This window comes from uncultured Kordia sp. (genome assembly GCF_947496985.1).
GTDB lineage: Bacteria > Bacteroidota > Bacteroidia > Flavobacteriales > Flavobacteriaceae > Kordia.
The window spans coordinates 411,573-437,271 of sequence record NZ_CANMEZ010000002.1 but is presented as its reverse complement, the minus strand read 5'-3'; the positions used below and the strand labels follow the sequence as shown (position 1 = coordinate 437,271).

The 25,699-nt window shown below is 31.2% G+C and carries 23 protein-coding genes and 2 tRNA genes; 11 read left to right on the top strand and 14 right to left on the bottom strand.

Annotated elements, in window-relative coordinates; translation table 11 throughout:
* Together Q0828_RS06890 and Q0828_RS06885 are read left to right on the top strand one after the other, a co-directional pair.
* A complete protein-coding gene (locus Q0828_RS06890) occupies window positions 1-813 on the top strand; it encodes a LytTR family transcriptional regulator DNA-binding domain-containing protein (protein ID WP_298418873.1) in 813 nt (270 codons plus the stop codon).
* Window positions 814-929: 116 nt separating this feature from the next.
* On the top strand, window positions 930-2,177 hold the full coding sequence (locus tag Q0828_RS06885) for a serine hydrolase (RefSeq protein WP_298418871.1): 1,248 nt from the start codon (window positions 930-932) through the stop codon (window positions 2,175-2,177).
* Window positions 2,178-2,664: 487 nt separating this feature from the next.
* Here Q0828_RS06885 and Q0828_RS06880 read toward each other — a convergent pair whose 3' ends face one another.
* Together Q0828_RS06880 and Q0828_RS06875 are read right to left on the bottom strand one after the other, a co-directional pair.
* A complete protein-coding gene (locus tag Q0828_RS06880) occupies window positions 2,665-4,299 on the bottom strand; it encodes an OmpA family protein (protein ID WP_298418869.1) in 1,635 nt (544 codons plus the stop codon).
* Window positions 4,300-4,485: 186 nt separating this feature from the next.
* Window positions 4,486-6,006: a GH3 auxin-responsive promoter family protein gene (locus Q0828_RS06875; protein WP_298418866.1), complete on the bottom strand. Its 1,521-nt coding sequence runs from the start codon at window positions 6,004-6,006 to the stop codon at window positions 4,486-4,488.
* Between the two features lie 130 nt (window positions 6,007-6,136).
* On the opposite strand from Q0828_RS06875, the gene Q0828_RS06870 reads away from it, so the two are divergent.
* Window positions 6,137-6,931, top strand: coding sequence for a DUF2797 domain-containing protein (locus Q0828_RS06870; RefSeq protein ID WP_298418864.1), 795 nt, complete (start codon window positions 6,137-6,139; stop codon window positions 6,929-6,931).
* Window positions 6,932-7,004: 73 nt separating this feature from the next.
* Here Q0828_RS06870 and Q0828_RS06865 read toward each other — a convergent pair whose 3' ends face one another.
* The 3 genes from Q0828_RS06865 to Q0828_RS06855 all read right to left on the bottom strand — a co-directional run bounded on the left by Q0828_RS06865 (window position 7,005) and on the right by Q0828_RS06855 (window position 11,201).
* Window positions 7,005-7,625, bottom strand: coding sequence for a LysE family transporter (locus Q0828_RS06865; RefSeq protein ID WP_298418862.1), 621 nt, complete (start codon window positions 7,623-7,625; stop codon window positions 7,005-7,007).
* A gap of 134 nt (window positions 7,626-7,759) precedes the next feature.
* A complete protein-coding gene (locus Q0828_RS06860; RefSeq protein ID WP_298418860.1) occupies window positions 7,760-10,417 on the bottom strand; it encodes an AsmA-like C-terminal region-containing protein in 2,658 nt (885 codons plus the stop codon).
* 52 nt (window positions 10,418-10,469) lie between these two features.
* Window positions 10,470-11,201 carry a queuosine precursor transporter gene (locus Q0828_RS06855; protein WP_298418857.1) on the bottom strand — a complete coding sequence of 244 codons (732 nt, stop codon included), beginning with the start codon at window positions 11,199-11,201 and terminating at the stop codon, window positions 10,470-10,472.
* 193 nt (window positions 11,202-11,394) lie between these two features.
* Between Q0828_RS06855 and Q0828_RS06850 the strand changes: the two genes are divergently transcribed.
* The 4 genes from Q0828_RS06850 (at window position 11,395) to Q0828_RS06835 (ending at window position 12,513) form a co-directional block, all read left to right on the top strand.
* A complete protein-coding gene (locus Q0828_RS06850) occupies window positions 11,395-11,613 on the top strand; it encodes a hypothetical protein (protein ID WP_298418855.1) in 219 nt (72 codons plus the stop codon).
* 33 nt (window positions 11,614-11,646) lie between these two features.
* A complete protein-coding gene (locus tag Q0828_RS06845) occupies window positions 11,647-11,868 on the top strand; it encodes a class I lanthipeptide (RefSeq protein ID WP_298418853.1) in 222 nt (73 codons plus the stop codon).
* A gap of 43 nt (window positions 11,869-11,911) precedes the next feature.
* On the top strand, window positions 11,912-12,133 hold the full coding sequence (locus Q0828_RS06840; RefSeq protein WP_298418850.1) for a hypothetical protein: 222 nt from the start codon (window positions 11,912-11,914) through the stop codon (window positions 12,131-12,133).
* Window positions 12,134-12,330: 197 nt separating this feature from the next.
* Entirely contained in the window at window positions 12,331-12,513 is a 183-nt protein-coding gene (locus Q0828_RS06835) for a hypothetical protein (RefSeq protein ID WP_298418847.1), read from the top strand.
* Between the two features lie 73 nt (window positions 12,514-12,586).
* On the opposite strand, the gene sppA is transcribed toward Q0828_RS06835, so the two are convergent.
* On the bottom strand, window positions 12,587-14,353 hold the full coding sequence (gene sppA, locus Q0828_RS06830) for a signal peptide peptidase SppA (protein ID WP_298418845.1): 1,767 nt from the start codon (window positions 14,351-14,353) through the stop codon (window positions 12,587-12,589).
* 267 nt (window positions 14,354-14,620) lie between these two features.
* Between sppA and folK the strand changes: the two genes are divergently transcribed.
* Window positions 14,621-15,748, top strand: a complete 1,128-nt coding sequence (folK, locus tag Q0828_RS06825) for a 2-amino-4-hydroxy-6-hydroxymethyldihydropteridine diphosphokinase (RefSeq protein WP_298418843.1) — start codon at window positions 14,621-14,623, stop codon at window positions 15,746-15,748.
* Window positions 15,749-15,845: 97 nt separating this feature from the next.
* Here the strand turns inward: folK and Q0828_RS06820 are convergent, their stop codons facing one another.
* Window positions 15,846-16,376 (bottom strand): RNA methyltransferase, encoded by a 531-nt coding sequence (locus tag Q0828_RS06820; RefSeq protein WP_298418841.1) that lies wholly within the window; start codon window positions 16,374-16,376, stop codon window positions 15,846-15,848.
* 82 nt (window positions 16,377-16,458) lie between these two features.
* Between Q0828_RS06820 and mutS the strand changes: the two genes are divergently transcribed.
* The 3 genes from mutS to Q0828_RS06805 all read left to right on the top strand — a co-directional run bounded on the left by mutS (window position 16,459) and on the right by Q0828_RS06805 (window position 19,363).
* Window positions 16,459-19,068, top strand: a complete 2,610-nt coding sequence (gene mutS, locus Q0828_RS06815; RefSeq protein WP_298418838.1) for a DNA mismatch repair protein MutS — start codon at window positions 16,459-16,461, stop codon at window positions 19,066-19,068.
* Window positions 19,069-19,191: 123 nt separating this feature from the next.
* A tRNA-Gly gene (locus Q0828_RS06810) sits at window positions 19,192-19,264 on the top strand.
* A 15-nt stretch (window positions 19,265-19,279) separates the two neighbouring features.
* Window positions 19,280-19,363, top strand: a tRNA-Leu gene (locus Q0828_RS06805).
* Window positions 19,364-20,003: 640 nt separating this feature from the next.
* Here Q0828_RS06805 and Q0828_RS06800 read toward each other — a convergent pair.
* From Q0828_RS06800 to Q0828_RS06770, 7 genes are all read right to left on the bottom strand, one after another.
* The gene (locus Q0828_RS06800) at window positions 20,004-20,357 is read right to left on the bottom strand and encodes an SMI1/KNR4 family protein (protein WP_298419526.1); all 354 of its coding nucleotides are present in this window, start codon (window positions 20,355-20,357) and stop codon (window positions 20,004-20,006) included.
* A 195-nt stretch (window positions 20,358-20,552) separates the two neighbouring features.
* Window positions 20,553-20,921 carry a hypothetical protein gene (locus Q0828_RS06795; RefSeq protein WP_298418835.1) on the bottom strand — a complete coding sequence of 123 codons (369 nt, stop codon included), beginning with the start codon at window positions 20,919-20,921 and terminating at the stop codon, window positions 20,553-20,555.
* A 34-nt stretch (window positions 20,922-20,955) separates the two neighbouring features.
* Entirely contained in the window at window positions 20,956-21,450 is a 495-nt protein-coding gene (locus Q0828_RS06790; protein ID WP_298418833.1) for a hypothetical protein, read from the bottom strand.
* Between the two features lie 360 nt (window positions 21,451-21,810).
* Window positions 21,811-22,110 (bottom strand): hypothetical protein, encoded by a 300-nt coding sequence (locus tag Q0828_RS06785; RefSeq protein WP_298418831.1) that lies wholly within the window; start codon window positions 22,108-22,110, stop codon window positions 21,811-21,813.
* 264 nt (window positions 22,111-22,374) lie between these two features.
* On the bottom strand, window positions 22,375-22,590 hold the full coding sequence (locus tag Q0828_RS06780; RefSeq protein ID WP_298418828.1) for a hypothetical protein: 216 nt from the start codon (window positions 22,588-22,590) through the stop codon (window positions 22,375-22,377).
* A gap of 37 nt (window positions 22,591-22,627) precedes the next feature.
* Window positions 22,628-23,065, bottom strand: a complete 438-nt coding sequence (locus Q0828_RS06775) for a hypothetical protein (RefSeq protein ID WP_298418827.1) — start codon at window positions 23,063-23,065, stop codon at window positions 22,628-22,630.
* 6 nt (window positions 23,066-23,071) lie between these two features.
* On the bottom strand, window positions 23,072-25,693 hold the full coding sequence (locus Q0828_RS06770) for a hypothetical protein (protein WP_298418824.1): 2,622 nt from the start codon (window positions 25,691-25,693) through the stop codon (window positions 23,072-23,074).
* Window positions 25,694-25,699: the final 6 nt, after the last annotated feature.

Sequence of the window (25,699 nt, the reverse complement as noted above, 5' to 3'; positions counted from 1 at the left end):
ATGCAAATACAAAATTTTTATATCCAATCAATACGGAAACAGTTATTGGTTGGATTTTTTATTGGTTTTTGGTTATTCCTCTTCTTCTATTATGTGGAACCTTTTGATATGTATCAATTGCCAAAACCAGAACGATTACTTGCTACATTTGGATACACTATCGTAGGAATGTTGTCATATTTTGTGACGATTCCTTTGCAAAGACTCTTGTATAAAACTGCTGGAAAATGGACTTTAGTAAACGAAGGAATACTTTTAGTATCATTAATCGTAATTTCTGGAGGAATTGCATACATATTCTTCAAATTCATTTTGCTGGAAAATGATCCGTATGCACACAGTTTCAGTTATTTCTTTACGCAACAAGTAATTCCTACCGTGTTTCTATTATTGCCAGTAATGATATTTTTGCGTTGGATATTTGGAGATAAAACAGTAACGGAGTCAATTTCGGTTGAGCCGAAAGAAAAAAACATTGTCATCAAAGGAGAGAATAAAGCAGAAGTATTACACTTAAAAGAAGCCGAATTAGTTTTCATTGAGTCAGCAAACAATTATGTGAAAGTTCATTATTTATTACAAAACGAATTAAAAAATGAACTCTTTCGAAACAAGATATCAGTATTGCAAGAAGAGTTTCCGTTCTTGCTCAAAACACATCGTTCATTCTTAATAAACCCTATTCACTTTTTAGAATGGAAACGTGAATCTGCACAAACAATCTTACTATTGAAACCAAATCTGACTCAAATTCCAGTTTCAAAAACATATAAAAAGACTTTAATAGAAAAATTCATTAACCCCTCAGAATAAATCGTTCACCAACGACTAAAAATTTTACCACTCAAATCGATTCATTCACCACAAATACTTGTAAACACTAGTGTAAAGTCGGAATATTGAACTGTCTAACAATAAAAAAGTTCATTATGAAAAAGTCAATATTTAAAATCTTAGCACTAGTAAGTATCCTTTTTATCGCATTCAATTTAGAGAGTTGTACCATGATTTATCGTACTGTTGTACATGGGCAGGCTGATATTACAGATAATGAATGGCAGCCAAATGTTACGGTAGAAAAAGGAGCAGAAGATTTTATGTTTGCTGTAAGAAAAGATACGGATCTAGCTACTTTTTTAGATGAAAACTTAGAAGGGACGAATACAAATGCTTTTATGGTAATTAAAAATGATACAATTATTTATGAAAAGTATTTTAATGAATATAATGAAAATTCCTTGCTAACTTCATTTTCAGTGGCCAAGTCATTTGTGTCTGCATTGGTAGGAATTGCACAAGAAGAAGGCTTACTAGATGAAAATGCGCCTGTTACAGCGTACTTGCCAGAATTGTTGAATCAAGATAAAGATTTTGAGAAAATAACTGTAAAACACTTGCTAAACATGCAAAGCGGAATCAAGTTTGACGAATATCCACGTATCAATCCATTTACAGGAATGGCACGTTTGTATTACGGAACAAATATTCGCGGAAAAATTACCAATGGAATGACAATTGCCGAAGCGCCAGGACGATTCAATTACAGAAGTATTGATACGCAAGTATTAGGTGTTATTTTAGAACGTGTCACAAAAATGCCTTTACAAGAATACTTATCGCAAAAAATATGGAAACCATTAGGTATGAAATCTGATGCAACTTGGACGGTAGATAGCGAACGCAATAAAATGGTAAAAGCATTCTGTTGCTTAAATGCAACTGCAGAAGACTTTGCAAAATTTGGACGTTTATATTTGAATGGAGGAAAATACAATGGAGTTCAAATTGTGCCTGAAGCTTGGGTTGCTAAAACGGATAGCGGAAAGAAAATTTATGCACACAATGATTATAAAAATAAATGGTGGACAAGTTCGCATTACGATGTTTTTGATACAGAAGAAGAAGGAAGAGCCTATGCAAAAGCAAATAATAAGGACTTTTTAAAAGCGAGAAAATTAAAAAGCGGCAAATATGTATCGCACTTTCAAGGAGACGATTACAACGCATTGGGAATCCTTGGTCAATATGTGTATGTAAACCCTACGGAAAACATTGTTATAGTCCGTCTGGGAGATTCTTGGCGCGATGATAAGTTCTATCTTTCTGAACTAATTTATACCTATGTCGGAAATGGTCGCTACAAGAAGATGTTGAAAAAAGAAGCTAGAAGTAAATAATAAAAATAATGTTTGTATATGACAGCCAAAGATTGCTAGTTTGCTAGTAGTTTTTGGCTGTTAATTTTTGATGAGAAAAGTATTTTATAGTATCAAGTATAACTTTCTAATATTATGTATAGTAAAGTTGAAGTGATTTCTAATCACAATAAATAATTTAAAAGGGTTTACGGTTTACTATAAAGATAGTGCTATGTGGAATGATATTTTTGTGAAGTAATTTAAAATATTATAGTTGGATGCCCTAAAATAAGAGAAGCTTTGTTTATTTCAGGAAAGAATGTCAAAGTACGAGAAGGCTTAATGCATATCATGTATTGAATAAAAAATGATTTCTCTGTTTTTCAATAGCGTGTTGTGTGTTTTTAAGATGTATTGAAAATAGATTGTAGAAACAAGTAGGTAATAAAAACTAAAATATATTTAACCATAAAAAAAGCGCCCGTTTTCACGAGCGCTTTTCTATCTATCAGTTTATTACTAAGTACTACTCAACAATAACAAACTCAATTCTACGGTTTGTTTCATGCTGGGTTTCTGAACAGTTAGCACCACAATTTTCGATTGGTTGTGTTTCACCGTATCCTTTTGAAACTAAACGACTAGCGTTAATTCCATTTTTGATTAAATATGCTTTTGCAGAAGCAGCTCTTTTATTTGATAACTTGTAGTTATATCCAGCTTTTCCTCTTGTATCTGTATGTGCATTGATTTCAATAACCATTCCTGGGTTTTCGTTTAATACATCAACAACTTTGTTTAAAGACAATGTTGATTCAGCTTTAATTACCCATTTGTTATAATCGAAATAAATATTTTCAATTTTGATCATTAACTTCTCTTCAACTTCTACGATTTCAGCTTTTGCTTGTGGTAACTTAATTGTTAACTCATGCGTGTAATCGTCACCTCTAAATGATTCAAAATCTTCATCAGTTTGAATGAAACCATCTTTAGAAGCGTGTAAAGTATAAGAATTGTAAGGAATTACATTTGTTGTGAAAATTCCTTTATCGTCTGTTTGGATTTTGTCAACAATACGTCCATAAGCATCAATTACAGTTACAGTAGCATTTGGTAATACCATGTTGGTTTTATAATCAACAATTGTTCCTTGTAATAATTGTAACGTCTTTTCTCTTTTAAAGTAGTAAATGTCATTTCCACCTTTTCCACCAGCTCTATTTGAAGTAAAGAATCCAGAGTTTGACTGATCCATTAAGAATCCGAAATCATCTTCAGGACTATTTAAAGAACTACCCATATTTACAGGGAAATTGAATTTTCCATTGATTACTTTACTTTCAAAGATATCTAAACCTCCTAAGTTATAATGTCCGTTAGAAGAAAAGTATAAAGCGCTGTTGTCTCCCATGATATATGGGAATCTTTCGTCTTTGTGTGTGTTAATTTCACTTCCTAAGTTTTTAGGAGCTCCATATGTTCCGTCTTCGTTGATAGTTACAGAAAATAAATCATATCCACCTTTTGATCCAGGAATGTTCGCAGAAAAATAAATTGTCTTATCATCTGGAGATAAAACAGGATTCTCAATTGCATATCCAGCTTGGTTAAATGGTAACATTTCAAAGTTTGTCCATTCGTAATCAAGCATTTCTGCTCTAAATATCTTTAAGTTGTGTTGTCCATTTTCTTCAACGCTTCTTGTGAAGAAAACAACATCTTGTGAACTAGATAAAGCTACAGAACCTTCATGATTTTCTCTAGTGTTGATTGCTCTTGAGAAATTTACTAAATTCTTAATATCTCCTTTTCCGTTTAAATCTCCACAATATAAATTATGAAAACCTTCGTTTGTTGTTTTGTCTTTCTTAGTAAAAAATGCCCCAATTTTCTTAGCTGAAGATACAACTACTTTATCTCTAAAAAATGCTGTTGCATGCTCAGAATATGGTGTATTAATGTTAAGATTTTTGAATTCGTACATGTATCCATTAGGATCTAGTGCTTTAATAGCTCTATTTTCGAATTCTTTTGCGTTTATCGCTTCTGTGTAGGAATTACTGTTTTCTAACGCTTCTGCCTCTGGCCCTTGTGCAGTTACGGAAGTTACAGTAAATGTTGCAGCTAAAAGCAACATTGTAGGTGTAAACTTTCTCATTTTAAAATTTGGTATTGTACTTTATTAATAATCTGATAACGTAAAGATAAAACTGCAAATCAGACCCTTACACTTTTTTAGATAAATGACGTGAAAAACCGATAAGGTGTATAAAATGTTAAAAAAGCATGGGAGAAAGCAGGTATTTCTACCTGTGTAAATGATAGAGTGTTGAGAAACAAAGTGTTATTGTAGTGTGTTCATTTGAAGTAATTCGTCCAAATATATACGTTGATTAGATAATCTAGGGATTTTATGCTGCCCACCAAGCTTATCATTCTTCTTTAACCAATCGTAAAATAATTGTGTTCTTGCTACATGTAATTTCAAACTATTTAACGTTAAGTTATTAAAGCGTTTTGCTTCGTAATCCGAATTTATATTCTGTAAAGCTTCATCTAGCAGAAAAGCAAATTCATCAATATTTTCTGGCATCTTTTTAAATTCGATAATCCATTCGTGCGCACCTTTTTCTTTATTTTTCATAAAAATAGGACCAGCTGTATATTCTACAATCTCAGCTTTTGTAGCAATGCAAACACGTTTTAATGCATCTTCAGCATTTTCAATAATTAATTCTTCGCCAAATACATTAATATGATGTTTGGTACGCCCTGTAACTTTAACTCGGTATGGATTTATAGAAGTAAATCTAATCGTATCACCAATTTTATAACGCCATAAACCAGCATTTGTAGTAATAATTACGGCATAATTTTTTCCAATTTCAACATCAGATAATGGAATTATTTTTTGATCTAATGTATGATAAGTCTCCATTGGAATGAACTCGTAAAAAATACCATAATCTAGCATTAATAGAAGTTCGTCCGAGTTGTTTCGATCTTGAATCGCAAAGAAACCTTCGGAAGCATTGTAAATTTCGTAATATTTAAAATCTGGTTTTGGTAATAAATTACGATACTGTTCTTCATACGGAACAAAACTTACGCCGCCGTGAAAATATACTTCTAAGTTTTCCCAAACTTCAAATAAGTGTTCTTTTTTCGTTTGTACAATTACTTCGTTCAATAAAACCAGCATCCAAGAAGGAACGCCAGCCAAACTTGTCACATTCTCTTTTAAGGTTTCGGCAATAATAGCATCAATTTTCACTTCCCAATCGCCCATTAGGGAAACTTTGTTGCTTGGAGTACTACTAAATTCCGCCCAAAGCGGTAAATTATCAATCAAAATAGCCGATAAATCACCAAAGAAAGTTCCATTTTGTTCATACAGTTCTTTACTTCCACCCAAGCGTAAACTTTTTCCATTAAATAATTGCGAACCTTCATTATTGTTTAAATACATACACAGCAAATCTTTGCTGGCTGCATAATGACACAATTCTAAAGAATCATCACTTACGGGAATAAATTTACTTTTAGCATTTGTAGTTCCGCTCGATTTGGCAAACCACCGAATTGGTTTTGGCCAAAAAATATTACTTTCACCTCTACGCGAACGTTCAATCATTGGTTGAATTTCCTCATATGAAGTCACAGGAATCCGCTCGGTAAATGTTTTGTAATTTGTAATTGTTGAAAAATCGTATTGTTTTCCAATTTCAGTATTTTTAGCCGTAGAAATTAAAGACATTAATAGCTCTAACTGTACTTCATTCGGGTTATTCAAAAAAAACGCTATTTGCGAGATGCGTTTTTTTAAAAACCAAGAAGCGATAGAATTTACTAATGGTATCGGCATTATATCTGAGTTATTCGGTTGTTTTTTAGTTGATAAAATATGGTTGCTCGCAAAAAGTTTTTTACTTTCGTCAACGATCCGCTTTTAAAGCAATCATACTTTAAGTGAATAAAAATAGCAAAAATCTTTAATGATGTATCAAGGTGTTTTAACAAAAATGCAAACAGAGTTCGGAAAACCTATTCAATATTACCTAAATTTTGAAGATGATTTCTTGAATATGAACCAATTACTGAATAAAACACTCACCTTAAATTTTGAGAAGTTTGAATGTTTGAATTGTCATTTGGACAAACAAATTTACCGTCAAGGATTTTGTAAAAGCTGTTTTTTTGAAATTCCAACAGCTGGTGATTGGATTATGCGTCCAGAACTAAGCACGGCACATTTAGGGATTGAAGATCGCAATTTGGAATACGAAAAAAAAGTACAATTGCAACCACATATTGTGTATTTGGCATTATCAAGTGAAGTAAAAGTTGGTGTTACGCGTAAAGGACAAGTACCTACACGTTGGATAGACCAAGGCGCTGTAAAAGCAGTAGAAGTTGTGGAAGTTCCAAACAGATATTTAGCAGGAATTACGGAAGTTGCGTTAAAATCATTTGTGTCTGATAAAACAAATTGGCGAAAAATGCTTCAAAACTTAAATGAAGATGCTGATTTATTAGCGAAGAAAGAAGAGTTGCAACAGTTTATTCCTGAAGAAGCAAAATCATACTATTTAAGCAATAGGGAAGTGGTAGAACTTGATTTTCCTGTACTTTCGTATCCTGAAAAAGTAAAAAGCTTGAATCTTAGTAAAACGCCAAATTATACTGGAACGTTAAAAGGAATCAAAGGACAATACTTAATTTTTGAAGACAACACTGTTTTCAATGTGCGTGGAAATGAAGGTTTAGTAGTGAGTTTAGGGATTCAGTAAGTGAATTTGAACATTTGTTAATACGTAATTATTGATTTCTTTTTATGGAAAGTATCTTTTACTCAATACTATATTAACTAAACATATACTTTAAAATTTGAATGCTTCCAATTACAAATAACAAGATACCAATTACTTTGTTGATCATGGTGGCAATATTTTGCACTTTATTTTTGATAAGTATACTAAATTTACTGTAACCGTAAAGCGTCAATAATTTTCCTAAATACACACCTGAAAAGAACACAAACAGAATAGTTAAGGATGTGTTCATGTTTAACTGGAAAGCATTTTTATTTAAATAAGTAATCATAAATAACCAATACACTAATACTGGCGGATTTAACAAACCAAGGAATAGTCCTGTAATGTATCTGGACATTTTAAATTTTTTCTCCTGCGTTTCTTTTTTCTTTTTGAAGAATAAAATTCCACCAATTAAAAATAGTATAATGGCAATTGCAATCTGAATCCATTGATTCATATCTATAAATGACGAAACCACCATGCTACAATGTAAAGCATAAAATGAAATGATAATTTCGGCAATTCCAGCAGTAAGTGCAATCTTCATTGCATTCCGTGCATCTACACGTAAAGTTGTGTTAATCACCGAAATGTTAACCGTTCCTAACGGAATTGCACCTAAAAACGTAACAAAAACACCAATAATAAAGTACCATAAAAATTCCATGATGTATTGGTAGGAAGTTTTTCGGAATCATTACACAAGTGATTGAAAAATTAAAGAATTGAATGATTGAAAAATAATTTCACATTCGTTCATCATGAATAGGCAGCTCAACAAATAAGGTGTTGTTATACTAATTAATTAACAGAGTCTTTCTTCTTTTCTTGTTCTTTTTTAGCCTTTTCCTTTTTGTTGCGATTTCCTAACAAACTTCCTAGTCCACTTTTGATATTATCCAATGGAGAATCTGGTGTTGTTACTGTAGAATCTTTTTTAGTATTATTCCCTTTAATTAAACCACCTAAAATATCACCTGCTGTACCATTTCCAATTTTGATATTTCCTATGGCTTCTTGTGCTTTTAATTTAACTAATTTTGTAACTAAATCTGTGGTTGCACTCGCTAAATCTGTTGTGAAATTAGGACTTGTGAAGTTTCCAGTAATTTTTGTGGAGACAGGAACTTTAATGTTTTTTGCTTCATCAGATTTAACTTCAGATAGTAATTTTGTGACTTCCGATCCTAAATAAGAAGCCGGAATATTAAATGTAGCATCGTAATTTAACGATTGATCAAAACCGTGACTTCCTGAAATCGTAATGTCAATATCTTTATAGTTAAACGAAAATGGTTTTACACTTACTTTCCCGTCATCAAAAGATAATTTTGCTTTAATATCGTCAATATTAACTTTATTCAGATCAATAAAGGTTAGCTTATCATTAATTGTATTGAAGAAATCAATGTTTTGAGATTTTAATGTAGTTGTGATTAATTCCGCGAAAGCGTTTCCAGAAATTGATGTCAAATTTGGGGTATAACTTTGGGTTAAATCACCTTTTAAAGAAATAATTGTATTGAGTTTACCATTCAGTGCTTTTGCGACTGGTGCAATAGTTTGAAGCAACTCTAATCCATTAAATGATTTAGAAATATCAAACTCATCCATGTTTACATCCATGGCAAATGTTGGAATGTCTGTTTTGGTAGAAACCAAGCCCGACATTTTAATTTTCCCATCAAAAACTTCAGAACTGACATCTTTTAAAATAGCTTCTCCATCTACTAGTGCTAAATTTCCTTTTACTTCATTCAGAGTAATATTATCGTAATATACCTTATTTGAATTTACATAAATATTACAATCTAAAAATGCAGGAATTTTCAATGCTTCACCTTCCGTTACTTCCGTGTTTTTATTTTCACTTCCTTCTTCGCTAGCGACCATAAAATCACTTACATAGAAATTGTCTGAGTTTACGTTGAAGTTTCCTTTTAATTTATCTTCTTTAAATAGAAAACCAACTAAGTTTTCAATCGTTCCAGTTGCGTTAAAATCACTTTTACCACTGGTTGCATCAAACTTTTTTAAAGAAATTTTTCCTGGGATAAAATCTATTTTTGCTTCAGAAATTGCTAACGGATTTACCACATCTTTAGATGAAAACAAGAAGTCGGAAACAGTTATACGTCCATTGTTTTTGATGCGTTCATATTGTTCTTTCTGAATAGAATTCATATCAAAATTTGTCGTCAAATTAGCATCTAAAATTCCACTTAATTCTTTATTTAATTCAATAGGATACGCTTTTGTAATATTTCCTAAATTCAGTTTTCCAATAATAGTGGCGTTTACTTTTGGGTTTGTAGTTAATTGTGAAATTGTTCCGTTTCCACGAAATGAATCTTCATCAATTTTAAACGCTAAGTTGCCAATTTTGAAAAAGGTATCTTCTGTTTTTCCTGTTGTATTTTTTAATTGTGCATCTATATTAATGTTTTGAACACTTTTTGGTAAATCAGGATATTTGAAAGATGCATTGTTTGAAACTACTTTGATATCAATTTTTGGAATGGTAGTTTCAGTCACCAATCCTTTGATTTCTCCCGAAACTTCAAAATTTCCAGAAGTTTCTACACCTGATATGTTTTTAGCATATGCTTTCGGAATAACACCTAAAAAGTTTTTAAAGTCAGATGAAGGTGTTTGCAGAGTTAAGTCAACTTCTTGTGAATCAGGATTTATTTTCACAAAACCATCAAACTTTAATGGCAACTGATTGATTAATGCCTTGTTTTCAAGAAATGTATATTTTCCATTCGTCAAATCCATTCCAATCAATGCTTCCAAAGCAATTTGTTGTTGCTCTATATAATTCATGTCATCAATTCCAAAGGAAATTTGCGCATCAGTTGTGGTGTTTAACTCAGAATTTTCCAATGAAAAATCGCCATAACCTTCATGTTGTAAGTTGTTGATAAGTAGCTTTGTATTGCTTTTCGCATCATGATATTGAATGTCTGTATTGAGAATGTGATAATTATCTATTTTGAATTTAAAATCAGAAGTTTCTGAAACATTCCCAGTAGTTTCTATAGTTTCATTTGGTTTTGCAATGTCATAATTAGCATTTCCATTTTCATCAACAAGAATATTCAATTTTGCATCATCAATAGTAAAACTATATACCTGAATGGCTTCGTTTGGACCTTTAAAAAGTTCGCCAATAGCTGTTGTTACTGCAACTTCTTTTCCATAAAATAGCGTGTCATTTTCAAAAGGAGCGTTGTTGATCACAGAAATATCTTCTAATACAATGGAAGCTTTCGGAAAGTTTCGGAAGAAACTCACATCTGCATCTGCAAAATCAACTTGTGCATTTACATTTTCATTGATGGTTTCTTTTACCATTGCAATAATTTTATCCTTAAATAAATAAGGAGCTGTTATTAACGCAATAATTAAAACTAATAGTGTTATTCCAGTTATTTTTAATACTTTTTTCACTTTCATGAGTTCCATTTTTTTGGATTGTTCAATAACGTGAAATTTCAAAAAATCACTGTTAAGAAGATGATAAATTTTCGGGATATTCGTCTAAGTCTATCTCTTCTCCAATTTTCAAGCCAAAACGCTTTCTAAATACATAAACTATTAAATATAAAAACGGAGTATCAATAAAAGCAACAAGAATTTTAAAAATAACACCAGCAGCAATTAAACCAACATATTTATCCCACGGAATAATTTCGAAAAAACATAGTAGCGTAATTACTGATACTGTATCTACAAATTGAGATGCGAATGTGGAAAAATTGTTACGCAGCCATAAATGTTTTCCTTTAGTTAATTTTTTCCAAAAATGATATAGTTGAATGTCTATGAATTGTGCAAAAAGATAGGCTAGCATTGAAGCTATAACTGCTAAAGGCGCATTTCCAAATACATGCGTAAATGTTCCGTCATCTACATGTGACCATGAAGTTGCAGGAACACTTTTTGAAATATAAATAATTCCCAGTGAGAAAAGAGAAGCGAAAATACCTGCAATTACGACTTGATTGGCTTTCTTTTTTCCATAAATCTCAGAAATGGCGTCTGTGATTAAAAAAGTAAGTGGATAGGGTAAAAGTCCAACAGAAATTTCAAAAAGATTTTCTCCAAAAACTTTAATGTCAAACGGATACCAATAGAAAAATTTCTGAAATATTAAATTAGAAACAACTAAGGAAGTAATGAATAATGCTGCTAAATACAAGTATATTTTAGAAGCTAATTTTTTGTCTGCTACGGTCATTTTGTAAAGATACTAAACTTTCTTTTTGTGATTTTTTCTTTCACTAAAAATACGCATAACGAATTCATAAATAACATGTTGATATTTATAAATATCAAGAGACTTAATTTTTTTAGCTTACTGATCATGAGTAGTTTAGCATTGTCGAAACGAAATAGACATATATAATTTTAAATCAATAAAAACTTAAATCATGAAGAAAAAAGCATTACAAGGACTCAAATTAAACAAAAAATCAATTTCTAATTTAAACAGTGACCTAATTAACGGTGGAGGATTTTCTGCCGGATGTTCTGATGGATGTTCGCCTTTTCAAACAGCACTTAATTGTACACGAGCAAATTGTACAGATGATTGTAGTGGAGGTGGATCAATTCTTTGTCCGTATAACCAACAAAACGATAAAATTTAAACATAATCTAATAAAACCATAAAACTTTAAATCATGAAGAAAAAAGCAATAAAAGGACTCGCATTAAACAAAAACTCAATTTCTAACTTAAATATCGACGCTATTAATGGTGGAGCACTAGGATTTACAGCAGGATGTTCTGATGGATGTTCACCTTTTCAAACAGCATTAAATTGTACTAGAGCAAATTGTACAGCAGATTGTAGTGGAGGTGGATCAGTTCTTTGTCCAATGGAAGAAAACGATAGAATTTAAACCATATCAACATATAATTATTAACAAATTAAAACTTTAAACCATGAAGAAAAAAGCAATAAAAGGATTCGTATTAAACAAAAACTCAATTTCTAACTTAAATAGTGACGCTATTAATGGTGGTGGATTTTCAGCTGGTTGTACGGATGGTTGTACGCCTTTCCAAACTGCATTAAACTGTACAAGAGCAAATTGTAGTGCAGACTGTGGTAATGGATCTAATGGAATTTGTACTGTGCCAATTGATGCGCCAAACGAATATTAAGAGCTTATATACTACATATATTTTCAAGAAAAGTAAAAAATCCTTTCATTATTTTGAAAGGATTTTTTAACTTTTTATTAAGAATCGTTATATATAAATCACGAGTCGTAATTTATAAATGTCTGATTGTAAGTGTTTTGTTTTGAGTGAAAACTGAATTAGTTTAGCCTCAATATTAATCACAAAAATTTATTATTATGAAAAAACTAAATTTAAAAACATTAGCATTAAACAAGAAAAATATTTCTAGTTTAACAGAAGGACAATTACTAGGAGGATCGTCAATACCGCTAACTTCTTATTGTACACGCATTAGCGCAACTTGTACTGCAAATACTCAACCAGCGCCATCTACGGTTCCAGCGTGTTATGACAAATAATAGAATTATTATATAACAAAAAGCCTTTCCAGTAAAACGGAAAGGCTTTTTTAGTGATTAATAACTAACAAAATTATTTAATCTCTATATCGTATGGTAATAATAATTGCGGACCTTCCATTTGTGTCATTTTCTTCATTTTTTGCAATAGCATATAATGTTTGTCTCCTAATTCTTCTTTTAGAATAGCTTCTTTTGACTGAATAAATCCACCTGTATATTGATCTAAAATATTTTCAAAGTCTTTTTCATAAATTGGTAATTCTTTTATACGGTAGTCTTCAATGTCAGCTGCTGCTGCTGCTGCTTCAATTGCCATATCCAAACCTCCAATTTCATCTACTAATCCAATTTTTAATGCATCGTTTCCTGTCCAAACACGTCCTTGCCCAATTTCATCTACGGCCGTTTGTGCCATATTACGTCCGTCAGCAACGCGTTGTGTAAATAAATCGTAGATATCTTCAATACCTTCTTTTATTAAAGCACGTTGTTCATCTGTCATTGGTTCAAATACGCTATAATCAACAGCATTTTTATTAGTTCCAACTTGTTCGGCGTTAATTCCTAAATTGTTTGCTAATTCGTGCATATTTGGAACAGTTCCGAAAACACCAATACTTCCTGTAATTGTAGTTGGTTCGGCAAAAATCTTATCTGCGTTACACGCAATGTAATATCCGCCAGAAGCAGCCAAATCTCCCATAGAAACAATTACTGGTTTTACTTTTTTTGTCATCTCAATTTCTCTCCAAATCAATTCACTGGCTAAAGCACTTCCTCCAGGAGAATTTACACGCAATACAATTGCTTTTACATTGTCATCTTCACGTGCTTTTATTAATGCATTATTAATTACTCCTTGTCCAATAGTAAGTTCATCTCCTTGTCCGTACATAATTTGACCTTGTGCATAAATAACAGCAATGCGATCACTTCCACTTGATGATTTTGGTTTTTTGCCTGCATATTCTGAGTAATCATAAATATCAATTCTATTTACATCACTATTTTGTCCCATAGCCTTTTGAATTCCAGCCTCGTATTCATCTTCATATCCAACTCTGTCTATCAATTTTGAAGCTAAAGCTAATTTTGGATTTCTTCCGCTTAGTTCATCTGCCAATGTGTTTAATTTGTCAGAAGTAATATTTCTACTCTCTCCAATTTCTTTTCGCATTTCATCCCAAATAGATTGTAAAAACACAGAAATTTGTTCTCTGTTGGCTTCGCTCATTTCTTGGTTTAAATAGCCTTCTACAGCGCTTTTGTATTTTCCATGGCGAATTACTTCCATTTTTATACCATATTTTTCTTGGAAATCTTTGTAATACATACGTTCCATAGCCAAACCTTTAAAGTCTAAAGCACCAACTGGATTTAAGTAAATAGTATCTGCTACAGAATTTAAGTAGTAATCTTTTTGTGAAATATAATCTCCGTACGCAACGATGAATTTTCCAGATTCTTTAAAATCAACTAAAGCATCACGAATGGCTTTTGTTTGTGCCATTCCAGCTTGAAGACTATTGTTTTTGATAGAAATTCCTTTGATTTTCGCATCATTTTTCGCGTAATGAATAGCATTGATAATGTCAAATAATCCATCATAACTAGGTTCGTTAGGGAAAAAAGTTAAATCGCCGTAATCAAACTTTCCAGCATAATCCTCAATAGGACGATCTAAATTTAACTCTAAGACCGTATTGCTCTTTACAACAACTGTATCTGAATCAGATCCGCCTGAAACAGAAATTAAAAGGATCAATAAAAAGAAACAAATTGCAAAGAAAACTCCAATTCCAACCACAGTTGAAAGTACACGTTTTAAAAAATTCATAGTATTTGTGTTTTGTAAATTTTTCGACAAAAATATTGATTAATCGAACAACTATGAAGTAAGTGTGCTTTTAAGTTAAAATGTTACACTTTTTGTGAAATTAATCAGGATTAAATTTTCAAACCAAAAATAGAACGCATTTCATTCTATTATATAACAATGAAAAAGATAGGTAATGATGCAATTTTCATGAGGCTATCCATATATTTTAATTATATTTGGTGGATCAATTTTGAGCGTACACAACCTTTATAATTTCATCCACATTTGTTACAAACTGCATATATATCTATAGGAAGTAATGTTGGCGATAGACGCGCACACTTGCAAAATGCTGTACAGAAACTTTCTACGGAAATTGGACGTGTTTTAAAAGTATCTGCTATTTATGAAACACCTTCTTGGGGTTTTGAAGGTAGCGAATTTTACAACGCATGTTTGTGTTTGGGTACTGAGTTGTCACCAGCTGAAGTCATGACTAAAATTCTGGAAATAGAAGTGTCGCTCGGACGTGTGCGAAATGATAAAAATGGTTATCAAGATCGCACTATTGATATTGATATCATCTTTTATGAAAATGTAATTATAGATACAGAATTGGTCAAATTACCGCATCCGTTAGCACATGAACGTAAGTTTGTAATGCAACCATTATGTGATATTGCACCGAGTAAAATTCACCCAACATATAAAAAAACGGTTTCACAACTCAATGAAGTTATCGTGTTAGATGGTATTGAAAAAAGTGAAGAAAAATTACACAACCCAAACGGTAAAAAAGATTTTTCTCGATTCAATTACATTGCCATAGAAGGAAATATAGGTGCCGGAAAAACATCGTTAGCTACCAAAATTGCAGAAGATTTTAATGGAAAGTTAATTTTAGAACGTTTTGCAGATAATCCATTTTTACCAAAATTTTATGAAGACAATGGTCGTTATGCGTTTCCGTTAGAAATGTCGTTCTTGGCAGATAGATATCAGCAAATTTCAGATGATTTATCTCAGTTAGATTTGTTTAAAGATTTTATTGTTTCGGATTATGATATTTTCAAATCTTTAATTTTTGCAAAAGTGACCTTGCAAAACGAAGAATACAAGTTGTATAGAAAGTTGTTTGATATTATGTACAAGGAAATTCCAAAGCCCGATTTGTACGTGTATCTCTATCAAAATACAGAACGTTTATTGCGAAATATTAAAAAGCGTGGACGTGATTATGAACAAAAAATTCCTTCAGAATATTTAGATAAAATCAACAACGGTTATTTGGAATTCATCCGAACACACAAAGATTTAAATGTGAAAATTATTGATGTTTCTGATTTAGATTTTGTTGCGAATCACAATGATTACAAAAAAATCGTTTCGGAAATTCATAAGGTATATTTATAGACTAAGCTTTGCCTATTAGATTGCGTTACCGCAAAGGCAGGAATCCATCATTTTTGATTTCAAACTTATTACCCGAAAATCCGAGAAGTTTAATAGTCTAAAGCGCAAGTTTACTAAACACATCCCAAATCACAACACCAGCACTTACGGAAATATTTAGTGAATGTTTGGTTCCAAATTGCGGAATTTCAATTACATAATCACTTATTGATACTACTTGTTGTTGTACACCTTTCACTTCATTTCCAAAAACTAATGCATACGTATTTGGTTTTTCAGGAGTAAAAGTATTCAGCATAACAGCATTTTCAGCTTGTTCAATAGAAGCAACTTTTACACCTTTTTCCTGTAATTCTTTTACCAATGCAAGCGTATCTTCACGATATTCCCATGCAACCGATTCTGTAGCGCCTAAAGCGGTTCTGTGAATATCTTTATGTGGTGGTTTAGCAGTAATTCCACATAAAAATACTTTCTCAATTAAAAAAGCATCACTCGTTCTAAACACAGATCCAATATTATTTAAACTTCTAATATTATCTAAAATAATAACAATGCTAGTTTTTTCGGACGATTTAAATTCGTCAACGCTCAATCGGTTTAGTTCACTATTTTTAAGTTTTCTCATAGGTAATTCGTGAGATTTCCTTGAATTTATTAAATTCGCAGTTCAACAATTTCTGCAAAAATAACACTAAAAAAACCAAACATTGGCAAAAAGTAGCGCGAAAAAAGTAACTCCTTTGATGAAACAATACAATGGCATCAAAACAAAATATCCTGATGCAATGTTGCTATTCAGAGTTGGAGATTTTTATGAAACTTTTGGTGAAGATGCTGTAAAAGCCGCCAATATTTTAGGAATTGTGCTTACGCACAGAAATAATGGAGGCGATAATATTGAACTCGCAGGATTTCCACATCACTCTTTAAATACGTATTTGCCAAAATTGGTAAAAGCAGGTGAACGTGTAGCTATTTGCGATCAATTAGAAGATCCAAAACAAACTAAAAAGATTGTAAAACGTGGTGTCACAGAATTAGTTACGCCAGGAGTAGCCTTTAATGATGAGGTGTTACAAGCGAAAACAAACAACTTTTTATGCGCCATTCATTATGGGAAAAAGTTGCTTGGAATTTCTTTTTTAGATGTTTCTACAGGAGAATTCATGACTACGCAAGGTTCGGAAGAATACATTGATAAGTTATTACAAAACTTCAAGCCAAGCGAAATTTTAATTCCAAAACAAAAAAAGTTAGCCTTTGCAGATACATTCGGAACCAATCATCATGTATTTTATTTAGAAGATTGGGTTTTTAAAGATGATTTTGCACATGAAAAACTCATCACACATTTTGATGTAAGTTCGCTGAAAGGATTTGGAGTTGAAGATTTAAGTCAAGGAATAATTGCTTCAGGAGCAGTTTTGTACTATCTATCAGAAACACGTCATAATAAATTACAACACATTACCTCTATTGCGCGTATTGCTGAAGATGAATATGTGTGGATGGATCGTTTTACGGTTCGAAATTTAGAATTATACGCTTCTACATCGTTTAATGCAATTACATTAATTAATGTGATTGACAAAACTATTTCGCCAATGGGCGGACGCTTATTGAAACGTTGGTTGGCATTGCCGTTAAAGAATAGTCAAAAAATAAAACAACGTCATGAAGTTGTAAATCATTTGTTGCATCAAGATGAAGAATTGGATAAAATTCAACATCATATTCGACAAATAAGCGATATTGAACGTTTAATCTCCAAAGTTGCTACAGGAAAAGTTTCGCCAAGAGAAGTGATTCAATTAAAGAATTCACTCGAAGCAATTGTTCCTATCAAACAAATTACAAGTAATAGTAGTAATGAAGCGATAAAAGTAATTGGAGATACTATTCATGAATGTGAATTATTACGTTCTAAAATAAAGGAAACTTTAAATGAGGAAGCGCCTGTAAATATCCTGAAAGGAAATACCATTGCTAGTGGTTATTCTGATAAGTTAGATGAATTGCGAGGTATTGCTTTTTCAGGAAAAGATTATTTAGATAAAATGCTAGAACGCGAATGCCAAGCAACTGGAATTCCGTCGTTAAAAATAGCATCCAATAATGTGTTTGGATACTACATAGAAGTTAGAAATACACACAAAGCCAAAGTGCCTGAAGCGTGGACGCGAAAGCAAACGTTAGTAAATGCAGAGCGTTACATTACGGAAGAACTAAAAGAATACGAAACCAAGATTTTAGGTGCAGAAGAAAAAATAATGCAAATAGAGCAAGAGTTATTTGCAGATTTAGTCGTCTGGATTAATCAATATATAAAGGCAGTTCAACAAAATGCAAACATTATAGCAAAGCTAGATTGTTTGTGCGGATTTGCTACCTTAGCAAAGGCAAATAAATACATATATCCTGAAATTGATGATTCATTTGATTTAGATATTAAAAATGGTCGTCACCCAGTAATAGAGCAACAATTACCAATTGGTGAAAGTTATATTGCCAATGATGTCTATTTGGATAGAGAAGGACAACAAATTATTATGATTACAGGTCCAAATATGAGTGGTAAGTCTGCCATATTACGTCAAACAGCTTTAATTGTACTCTTGGCTCAAATGGGGAGTTTTGTGCCCGCAGATGCAGCCAGAATCGGTTTGGTGGATAAAATATTTACCAGAGTAGGTGCTAGTGATAATATTTCGATGGGCGAATCTACGTTTATGGTTGAAATGAACGAAACGGCTTCCATTTTGAATAATATTTCTGATCGTAGTTTGGTATTGTTAGATGAAATTGGTCGTGGAACAAGTACCTATGATGGAATCTCTATAGCTTGGGCAATTTCGGAATACTTACATGAACATCCTTCGCGTGCAAAAACATTGTTTGCAACGCATTATCATGAATTGAATGAAATGACGGAAATTTTTGATCGCATCAAAAATTATAATGTTTCTGTAAAAGAATTGAAGGATAATGTTTTGTTTTTGCGTAAATTAGTCAAAGGTGGAAGTGAGCATAGTTTTGGTATTCATGTAGCTAAAATGGCAGGAATGCCGCAGCAAGTCATTCACAAAGCCAATAAAATTTTAAAGCGTTTAGAAAAATCACATTCAAGTGAAGAATTAGCAGACGATTTAAAAAGTGTAGAAGATGAAATGCAATTGAGCTTTTTCAATATGGATGATCCATTATTGGAAGAAATAAAGCAAGAAATTCTCCAGACTGACATTGATACGTTAACCCCTGTAGAAGCATTAATGAAACTCAACGAGATAAAACGCATGTTACAGCGTAAAAAAAAGTAGCTGATAACGAGTGAATTAAAAAATAATTTATTCTTTTTTATCAAAATGCTTTGGTATTTGAAGAAATGTGCTAAATTTGCATCCGCAATACAGTAATAGTGTTGCACGATCTTTAACAAAATTGCGAAAATAGCTCAGCTGGTAGAGCGTAACCTTGCCAAGGTTGAGGTCGCGGGTTCGAGCCCCGTTTTTCGCTCAATATAAAATCCACGCTCGAGTGGTGGAATTGGTAGACACGTTGGACTTAAAATCCAATGGCCTTTGGGCCGTGCGGGTTCAAGTCCCGCCTCGAGTACGAAAGCCCTTCTTAATCTTTTTGATTTTGAAGGGTTTTTTTATGCTTGAAAGTTTTTGTTGGATAAAGCATAGGTAAAACAATTTGTGTTTTATTGGTATTGTTTTGGAAGTTTTTTAAAATGATACTAGAATCTCTTTAATTTTCACATTATTTTGGGGTTCAATTCCTCAACACTTGCGTCGAAATAGAAAGCCTATTTGATACCTTGGATCTTTAGATCGAGATTGTTCATTTTAGTTTTTTCTTGCAAGTCCATTATGTTCAGTAGCAAGAAAAAACGATGACTAATGAGGAATTTTATCTTGCATATGTCGATGCCTTAGATGATAAAGAGAAAGCAGTTAGCTATACGATATTTAATATCAAATGTCGCCTGTTATTTAATAATTAACGATTGTTACGTAAAGAAGGAAGTCTTCAAAAATCATCACGTACTAGTATTATTTCTGTTAATGGAGTTCAAAACCTGTGATAGGAAAGTTTTAAAGTAGATACTCTGACTATAATTCAATAAAAAATAACCTCACTCAAAGTTAATATTTGAGTGAGGTTTTCAAATAATTTAACTTTTTAAGCTCAGATAATCAAAAGTTTTTGTTTGGTAATGACTTCTGTAGGTTTTAGAATAAGTTTTAAATCAATCAACATTTCTAACTTCTAAAGAAGTTAGAAATTCTGTGAATGAATTGGCTATTTTAAAAGGATCTTCGTCTGAAAAATAAGCGTAGATTTCTCCCATATTATCATTTTGATAACCTATAGCTATATAGCCACCAGTAATTGCCCCTATAGATAATAACCTTGGGTATAAAAAGTTATGTTTGTAATAGTCCTCCAGACTACCATCTATATGCTTTAATTGATGAAAGCTTTCTAAAAATAATTCTTCACCTTTATTACTTGTAAAAACATACTCATTCCATAATGGAATACTTCCGCCATTATATTTTAACATATGAGTTTTATAATCCTCAGGTAATTCTCTTCCTATTTAGAGCTCTAGATTTTCTAGGTTTCCTTGATTTATTTTCTCATAATCTTTATCAAAAGCTTTCATCATCATTAATGTATTGATTGAGTAAGTTCATTTTTTGGATATGATTGATCCATTTTTTGTTAGTAACTTAGTTTCTTAAATTTTTAACATATTTATCGTATCTAATTATGTAATCAATTATAGCTATAGCTAGCCTTTTTTTTTATTGATTAGGTCAGCATTGGTATAAACAGAATAATTATTACCATATGGCCTAGAAGCAAAATTGTAAGATGAAACAATTTGGTTAAGACCATGAATAGCAGGCTTACTGGATTTGAAAAAACGCCATTGAACTAATCCAATTGGATTATAGCTATCAAGTATTTCAGGTATGTCAGAGTTAATAATTCCGAGTAAAAAAATATTTTTAGAACTTTCAATTGTTAATAGTTTATTTTGATTGCGATGATCGCAATTTGGCATTAAATAATATCCATCAAAATTACTATCATAATTATCGACTACTTCTAAGTTGTAACCTAATATTTCTTCAATATCTGCTAATATTTTTGGCATAATAGGTAGCATTGAGTAATTGTTATTACTTTGTTTAGTTAATATTTTCAATATACTCATAATACATTTCAAAATATGTTAAAACTGATTTCGCAACTGTTTTTGTTGTATCATCTTTTTCAAGAGGAATGAAATTAGTGTAACAATCTCCACCTTTTATACCAGTTAAAGGAATTTTATGAAATTTTAGGATTTCATTTTGTGCATATATAGAGGTTGATTTATCTTTAAAAAATCTCCATTGCATTAAACCAATAGGTTTAAATTCATCAAATACTGAATCTTTTTGGTAATTAGGTACTCCGATAATAAAAAGATTAGAATTTAAATCTTTTTTGTAATCTTTTATATTTAGACCTGTTGAGTAAGGAATAATATAAATTCCTTTGAAATTAGTATCTGCTTTTTCGACAATTTCAATATCACTATCATAAAGATCTTTCAATGAATTAATAAAATCAGGAAATACAGTATCCATCATTGATCCATTTTTTAAACCGTTTTTTATTAGTAACTTAATTTCTGACATTTTAATATGATTTTTAACAGTATTCATTGATTAACTACTATTATTAATGATGCTTTTCGATTACTATTTTTTCAAAATATTGCATCCAATATTCGAGTTTCAGCTCTCCAAAGACGTTGCCCTTGTAAAAAACTTTTTCCACTAGGGCGTAACTTTAATATCAGATAATTTATCAAGGACAGCTTCTAACTTTTTTCCTACATTATTTCTGTGAATGCAAATTCAAAATCTGTAGTTGAAAAGAAATAACTAAAAATTGAATATTAAAAAGAAGCCGTTTCAAACGTTCATTGAAATGGCTTCTTTTAAACTCTTAACTATAATAATATAAGTGTTGGATTCTCATTAAGTTCCATATAATTAACCAAAACTTATATATTGATAATCATCATAATTGATTTCTTTTAACTTTTTTAAAATAAAATTAGCTCTTTCTTTTTCCCAAGTTTTTTGGATGAATGGAATTAATCTTTTCCATTCTTTTATGATTTCTTGAATTTCATTAGCTTCTAAATCATGAGGGTATTTCCAATTTAATAAATTCTTACACTTGTGTTTTTCGAATAAAGGAAGCCAATACTCGTGAAAAAGTGTATTTGTAGAGATAGGAATTTCATCCACTTCATTTTTTAGGTTTTTTGTAATTATATTGTATGACATAATATATTGTGTTTATTATTCTCCAAATTTAGCAGAGAAATTCCAATCGGGAATCCAAAGTTATCACGTACTAGTATTATTTCTGTTAATGGGAGTTCAAAATCTATTTTAGAAAAGAAATAACTAAAAATTGAAAAAATAATAATTATACGCTAAAGTATAACAATAAATACCCCACTCAATCTATAATTTTGAGTGAGGTTTTTTATTTTTTATGAAATCGGATATTTTTCACAAATAAATGCAACTAACTTTTCTTCATCGTCAAATCTTTTCTTTTTTTGCTATTTGCTTATAAAAATCTAGAGCGAAAAACCCATCTTCATCAAAGCTAATTTTTATTTCAACTCCTAAAACTAATACCTCAGATTTTCCATCTTTTTCTATACCTCCATTTATCCACGGATGACTTTCATATTCTCTAATGCCAACAATATATCCTTTCTTACTTAGTTTGTTTTTTATTAATTCTAAATTCATGATTATCTGTAATGATAAAGATTTGTAATTAATAACACTATTTATTCAATAATTCTAAAATCCTATTTAATATTGGCTGTGTTGTAAGATATAGAGCTTTATAATTCCCTCTATCTCTATCTAAAACCTTTATAATATCTGGTTTAGTCTCTAAAAAGTCAATTAAAACTATTCCTCCATATCCCTCTGGTAAAATTTCTAAATCTATATTTTTTCTTAATTTTATTTCAGATAGTTTTGTTAATGAACTTATATAATTACTAGGATTTTCAATATTAAATATTATATCAAATTGACTTCCTTTTTTTACATCTAAATTTTGTCCACCAGAAATAAAATATGAAGAATTTTTTTCTGTCTTGTTTAATTTATATGAAGAAAGCTTCGAATCGTTTATTAATTCTTCAAGACATAAAACAATATTTTCATCTGATTCGGCTTGAACTTGTGTCAATATTTTTGCTGTTTTTTTCATATTTATTTATAGTTTTAATAATTCTTCATAAAATTTATACGAGTTTTCTAGACTAGTAGCTGGTAATTCCTCAAGAAGCCTTAGAGATTCCGCTCTGTCTATTTTAGTAGGTAAAGTCTCTGTGAATTTAAAAAAATTATTAACTAAACCTCTTGCTTTATCAATAGAAATTTCTAAAACTACTTTTTTAGAAAAATCTTCAGCAGAAATTTTTAAAATAGCTTCTAGTTCAACATGAACTCTATAATTAGGGGTTTCCATTAGTACTTTTTTCATATTTTTAGGTAAAACTACCTGTAAGAAACCTTTTCTTCCTGGCTTTGAAGCACTCCCTAAAGCAAAAACAATGGCTTTTACTGGATCTGTTGATGTTGACAAACCAAATAATTGAGAGTTTGTATTTCCTTTAAAAAGTGATCCGTCTACATTTTTAGTAGTTCCTCTAAAAAGTGCTTTGATTCCTACTTTTTCTAAATCAACAGCTTTTACAGTATCATCTAATTCTCCTAAAAATTTAATTAATTCATCCGTGGTCTTAACAGGATAAGCAAAAAGACGTGCCTGCTTTGCAGTATTCTCTAATACTTCCTCAACAACTTTACCACCTTTAAAAAAGCCATCGATTTCTTTACGAATTTCTTTTGCGTTTTTACCTTGAGCTATAATTGTGTCGCCATAGCTAAGCTTGTATGCATCCCCTTCTTGGATAATTAAAACTCCTTTTTTTTGTAATTTATTAAGTTTTTGTTGTAATCTAAAAGCAAATTTGGTTTCCTTATACACATCTGCAATCACTTTAAAAGGGTTTTTAATGAAGTTCTTTAAATTACCGTTTTTAATACCATACTTAAGCATGTTGACTAATTGGACTTTGGAATTCCTCGCGGTTTTTAAAAGTGATTTTGCACCATTTTTAAGCATAAGACCTATTAAAGGGACTGCAGTAATAAAACCTCCAATAATATAAATTTGTTCCCAAGTATCTAAAAAGTCAGCTCCCCAAGGCTCTCCATTAGGACCTTTGATTTTTCGTATTTCTTCTTCAAAGGCTTGAATTGTTAAATCGCCTGCCCCTAGTCCTAAATCAATAATACTAATAACTGTTAATAAAGGAGTTGTACCTTGTGTTAGTGTATATACTGAAACCACTACTAAAAGTATATCTAGCCCAACACGGATAACTTTTATGAGATCTTTTAAATTACGTTGAAAAGCTTGATCTTTTAAAAAAATTACAGGAACTTGAAAAGTAATTTCTTTTCCATCAGTATCTTCTATTACAAAATTCACAAAGTCTAATGGATGTAAATAATGAACATAGCCTTTAGGTAAAGGTTCGAATGTTCCAGTATTCTCTACATATTCTTCTTTTTCTTGTACAAGTGCAATTCTTTCTTCATTAACATAATTGGTTTCATCGTTTGTGTCATATAATGTATCGTATATGTCATATATAACATTATATGTGTCCTTACTTGTTAAGTCACTGGGAGAATTGACTTGATAGCCTTTTGTATTCCTGAATGTAATAAATTTTTTATACCGATGAAATCCTTGCCCTTTGTAGTTACACAATGCACGTAAAAGTGAAGCGAAAATGGTTTTATTGGGAGCTACAAACCCTAGCGTATATTGAGAAGTTCCTACACCGTCCAAAGAGGTATAAATATCCTTTATTATTTTTGGGTTATCTTCAAATTGGGTATAAAGAAATTGCATCCCATTTTCTTTATCAGCAATGGATTCTAAGACTTTTATTTGATTACTACTATTATCTGTAAAATAACGATCAGTATCGTATTTAAGTAATCTAGTAGCGTCATCCCACAATTGAACTTTAGTTTTTTCTTTTATGAGAGAAACAGGTGCTATTGAATAGAGAAAATTAAGTTGTTCATCGGTTGTGTTTTTGCTATACAACTCTTTAAACTCACTCTTTAGCGTTGACTTTGTAAGCGGCTCCCCTTTGACTAACTCCCAAAATGCTAAAAAATCTGCTGCTTTTTTTGTTGTAAGTCTAATTGCTATATATTTTGAAGGAATGCCATCAAAAGTTCCATCGTTATCAAGGTCATAGTTGCTAAGATTGAAGCCTTTTTCTCTATCATTTTTATAAAAAAAGAAAATTTTAAAACTAGCTTCTAAGTTCTTCGTATCTATATTAATATAATAATGAGGTTTGGGATTTAAAGAACAGATTCTTTTGTTGAACCTTGCTTCGTCAAAATATCCTACTTTTTCTTCTCCGTCATTTGTATATTTAAAAGGTCTATGGATTTGAATTTCTGTAGTGGTTTGAGCAGGTTTAAACCCGTCTAGTTCTCTTCTAGAAGGAATCCGTCTTTCAGTTCTGTAAGAAGAAGATATGTATCTTTTCCAATCATAAATAAAATTTGGATTGGTTAAATTCTTTTTTAAATCTTTCGCTAATTGCTCGAAATCTGTTTTACCTATGCTATAATTTTCAGAAAACTCTCCACAATGATTCTCATTAAAACCGCTCTCTTCCGCTGAAGGATGATCGTTTAAAACGGTTTTTCTTTGCAATGGAAACGCAATCCCTTTGGGCGATGCTTCAAAATATTCTCCCAATGGTGTATCTATAAATGGACTTTTGTAATCACTCATATAGTT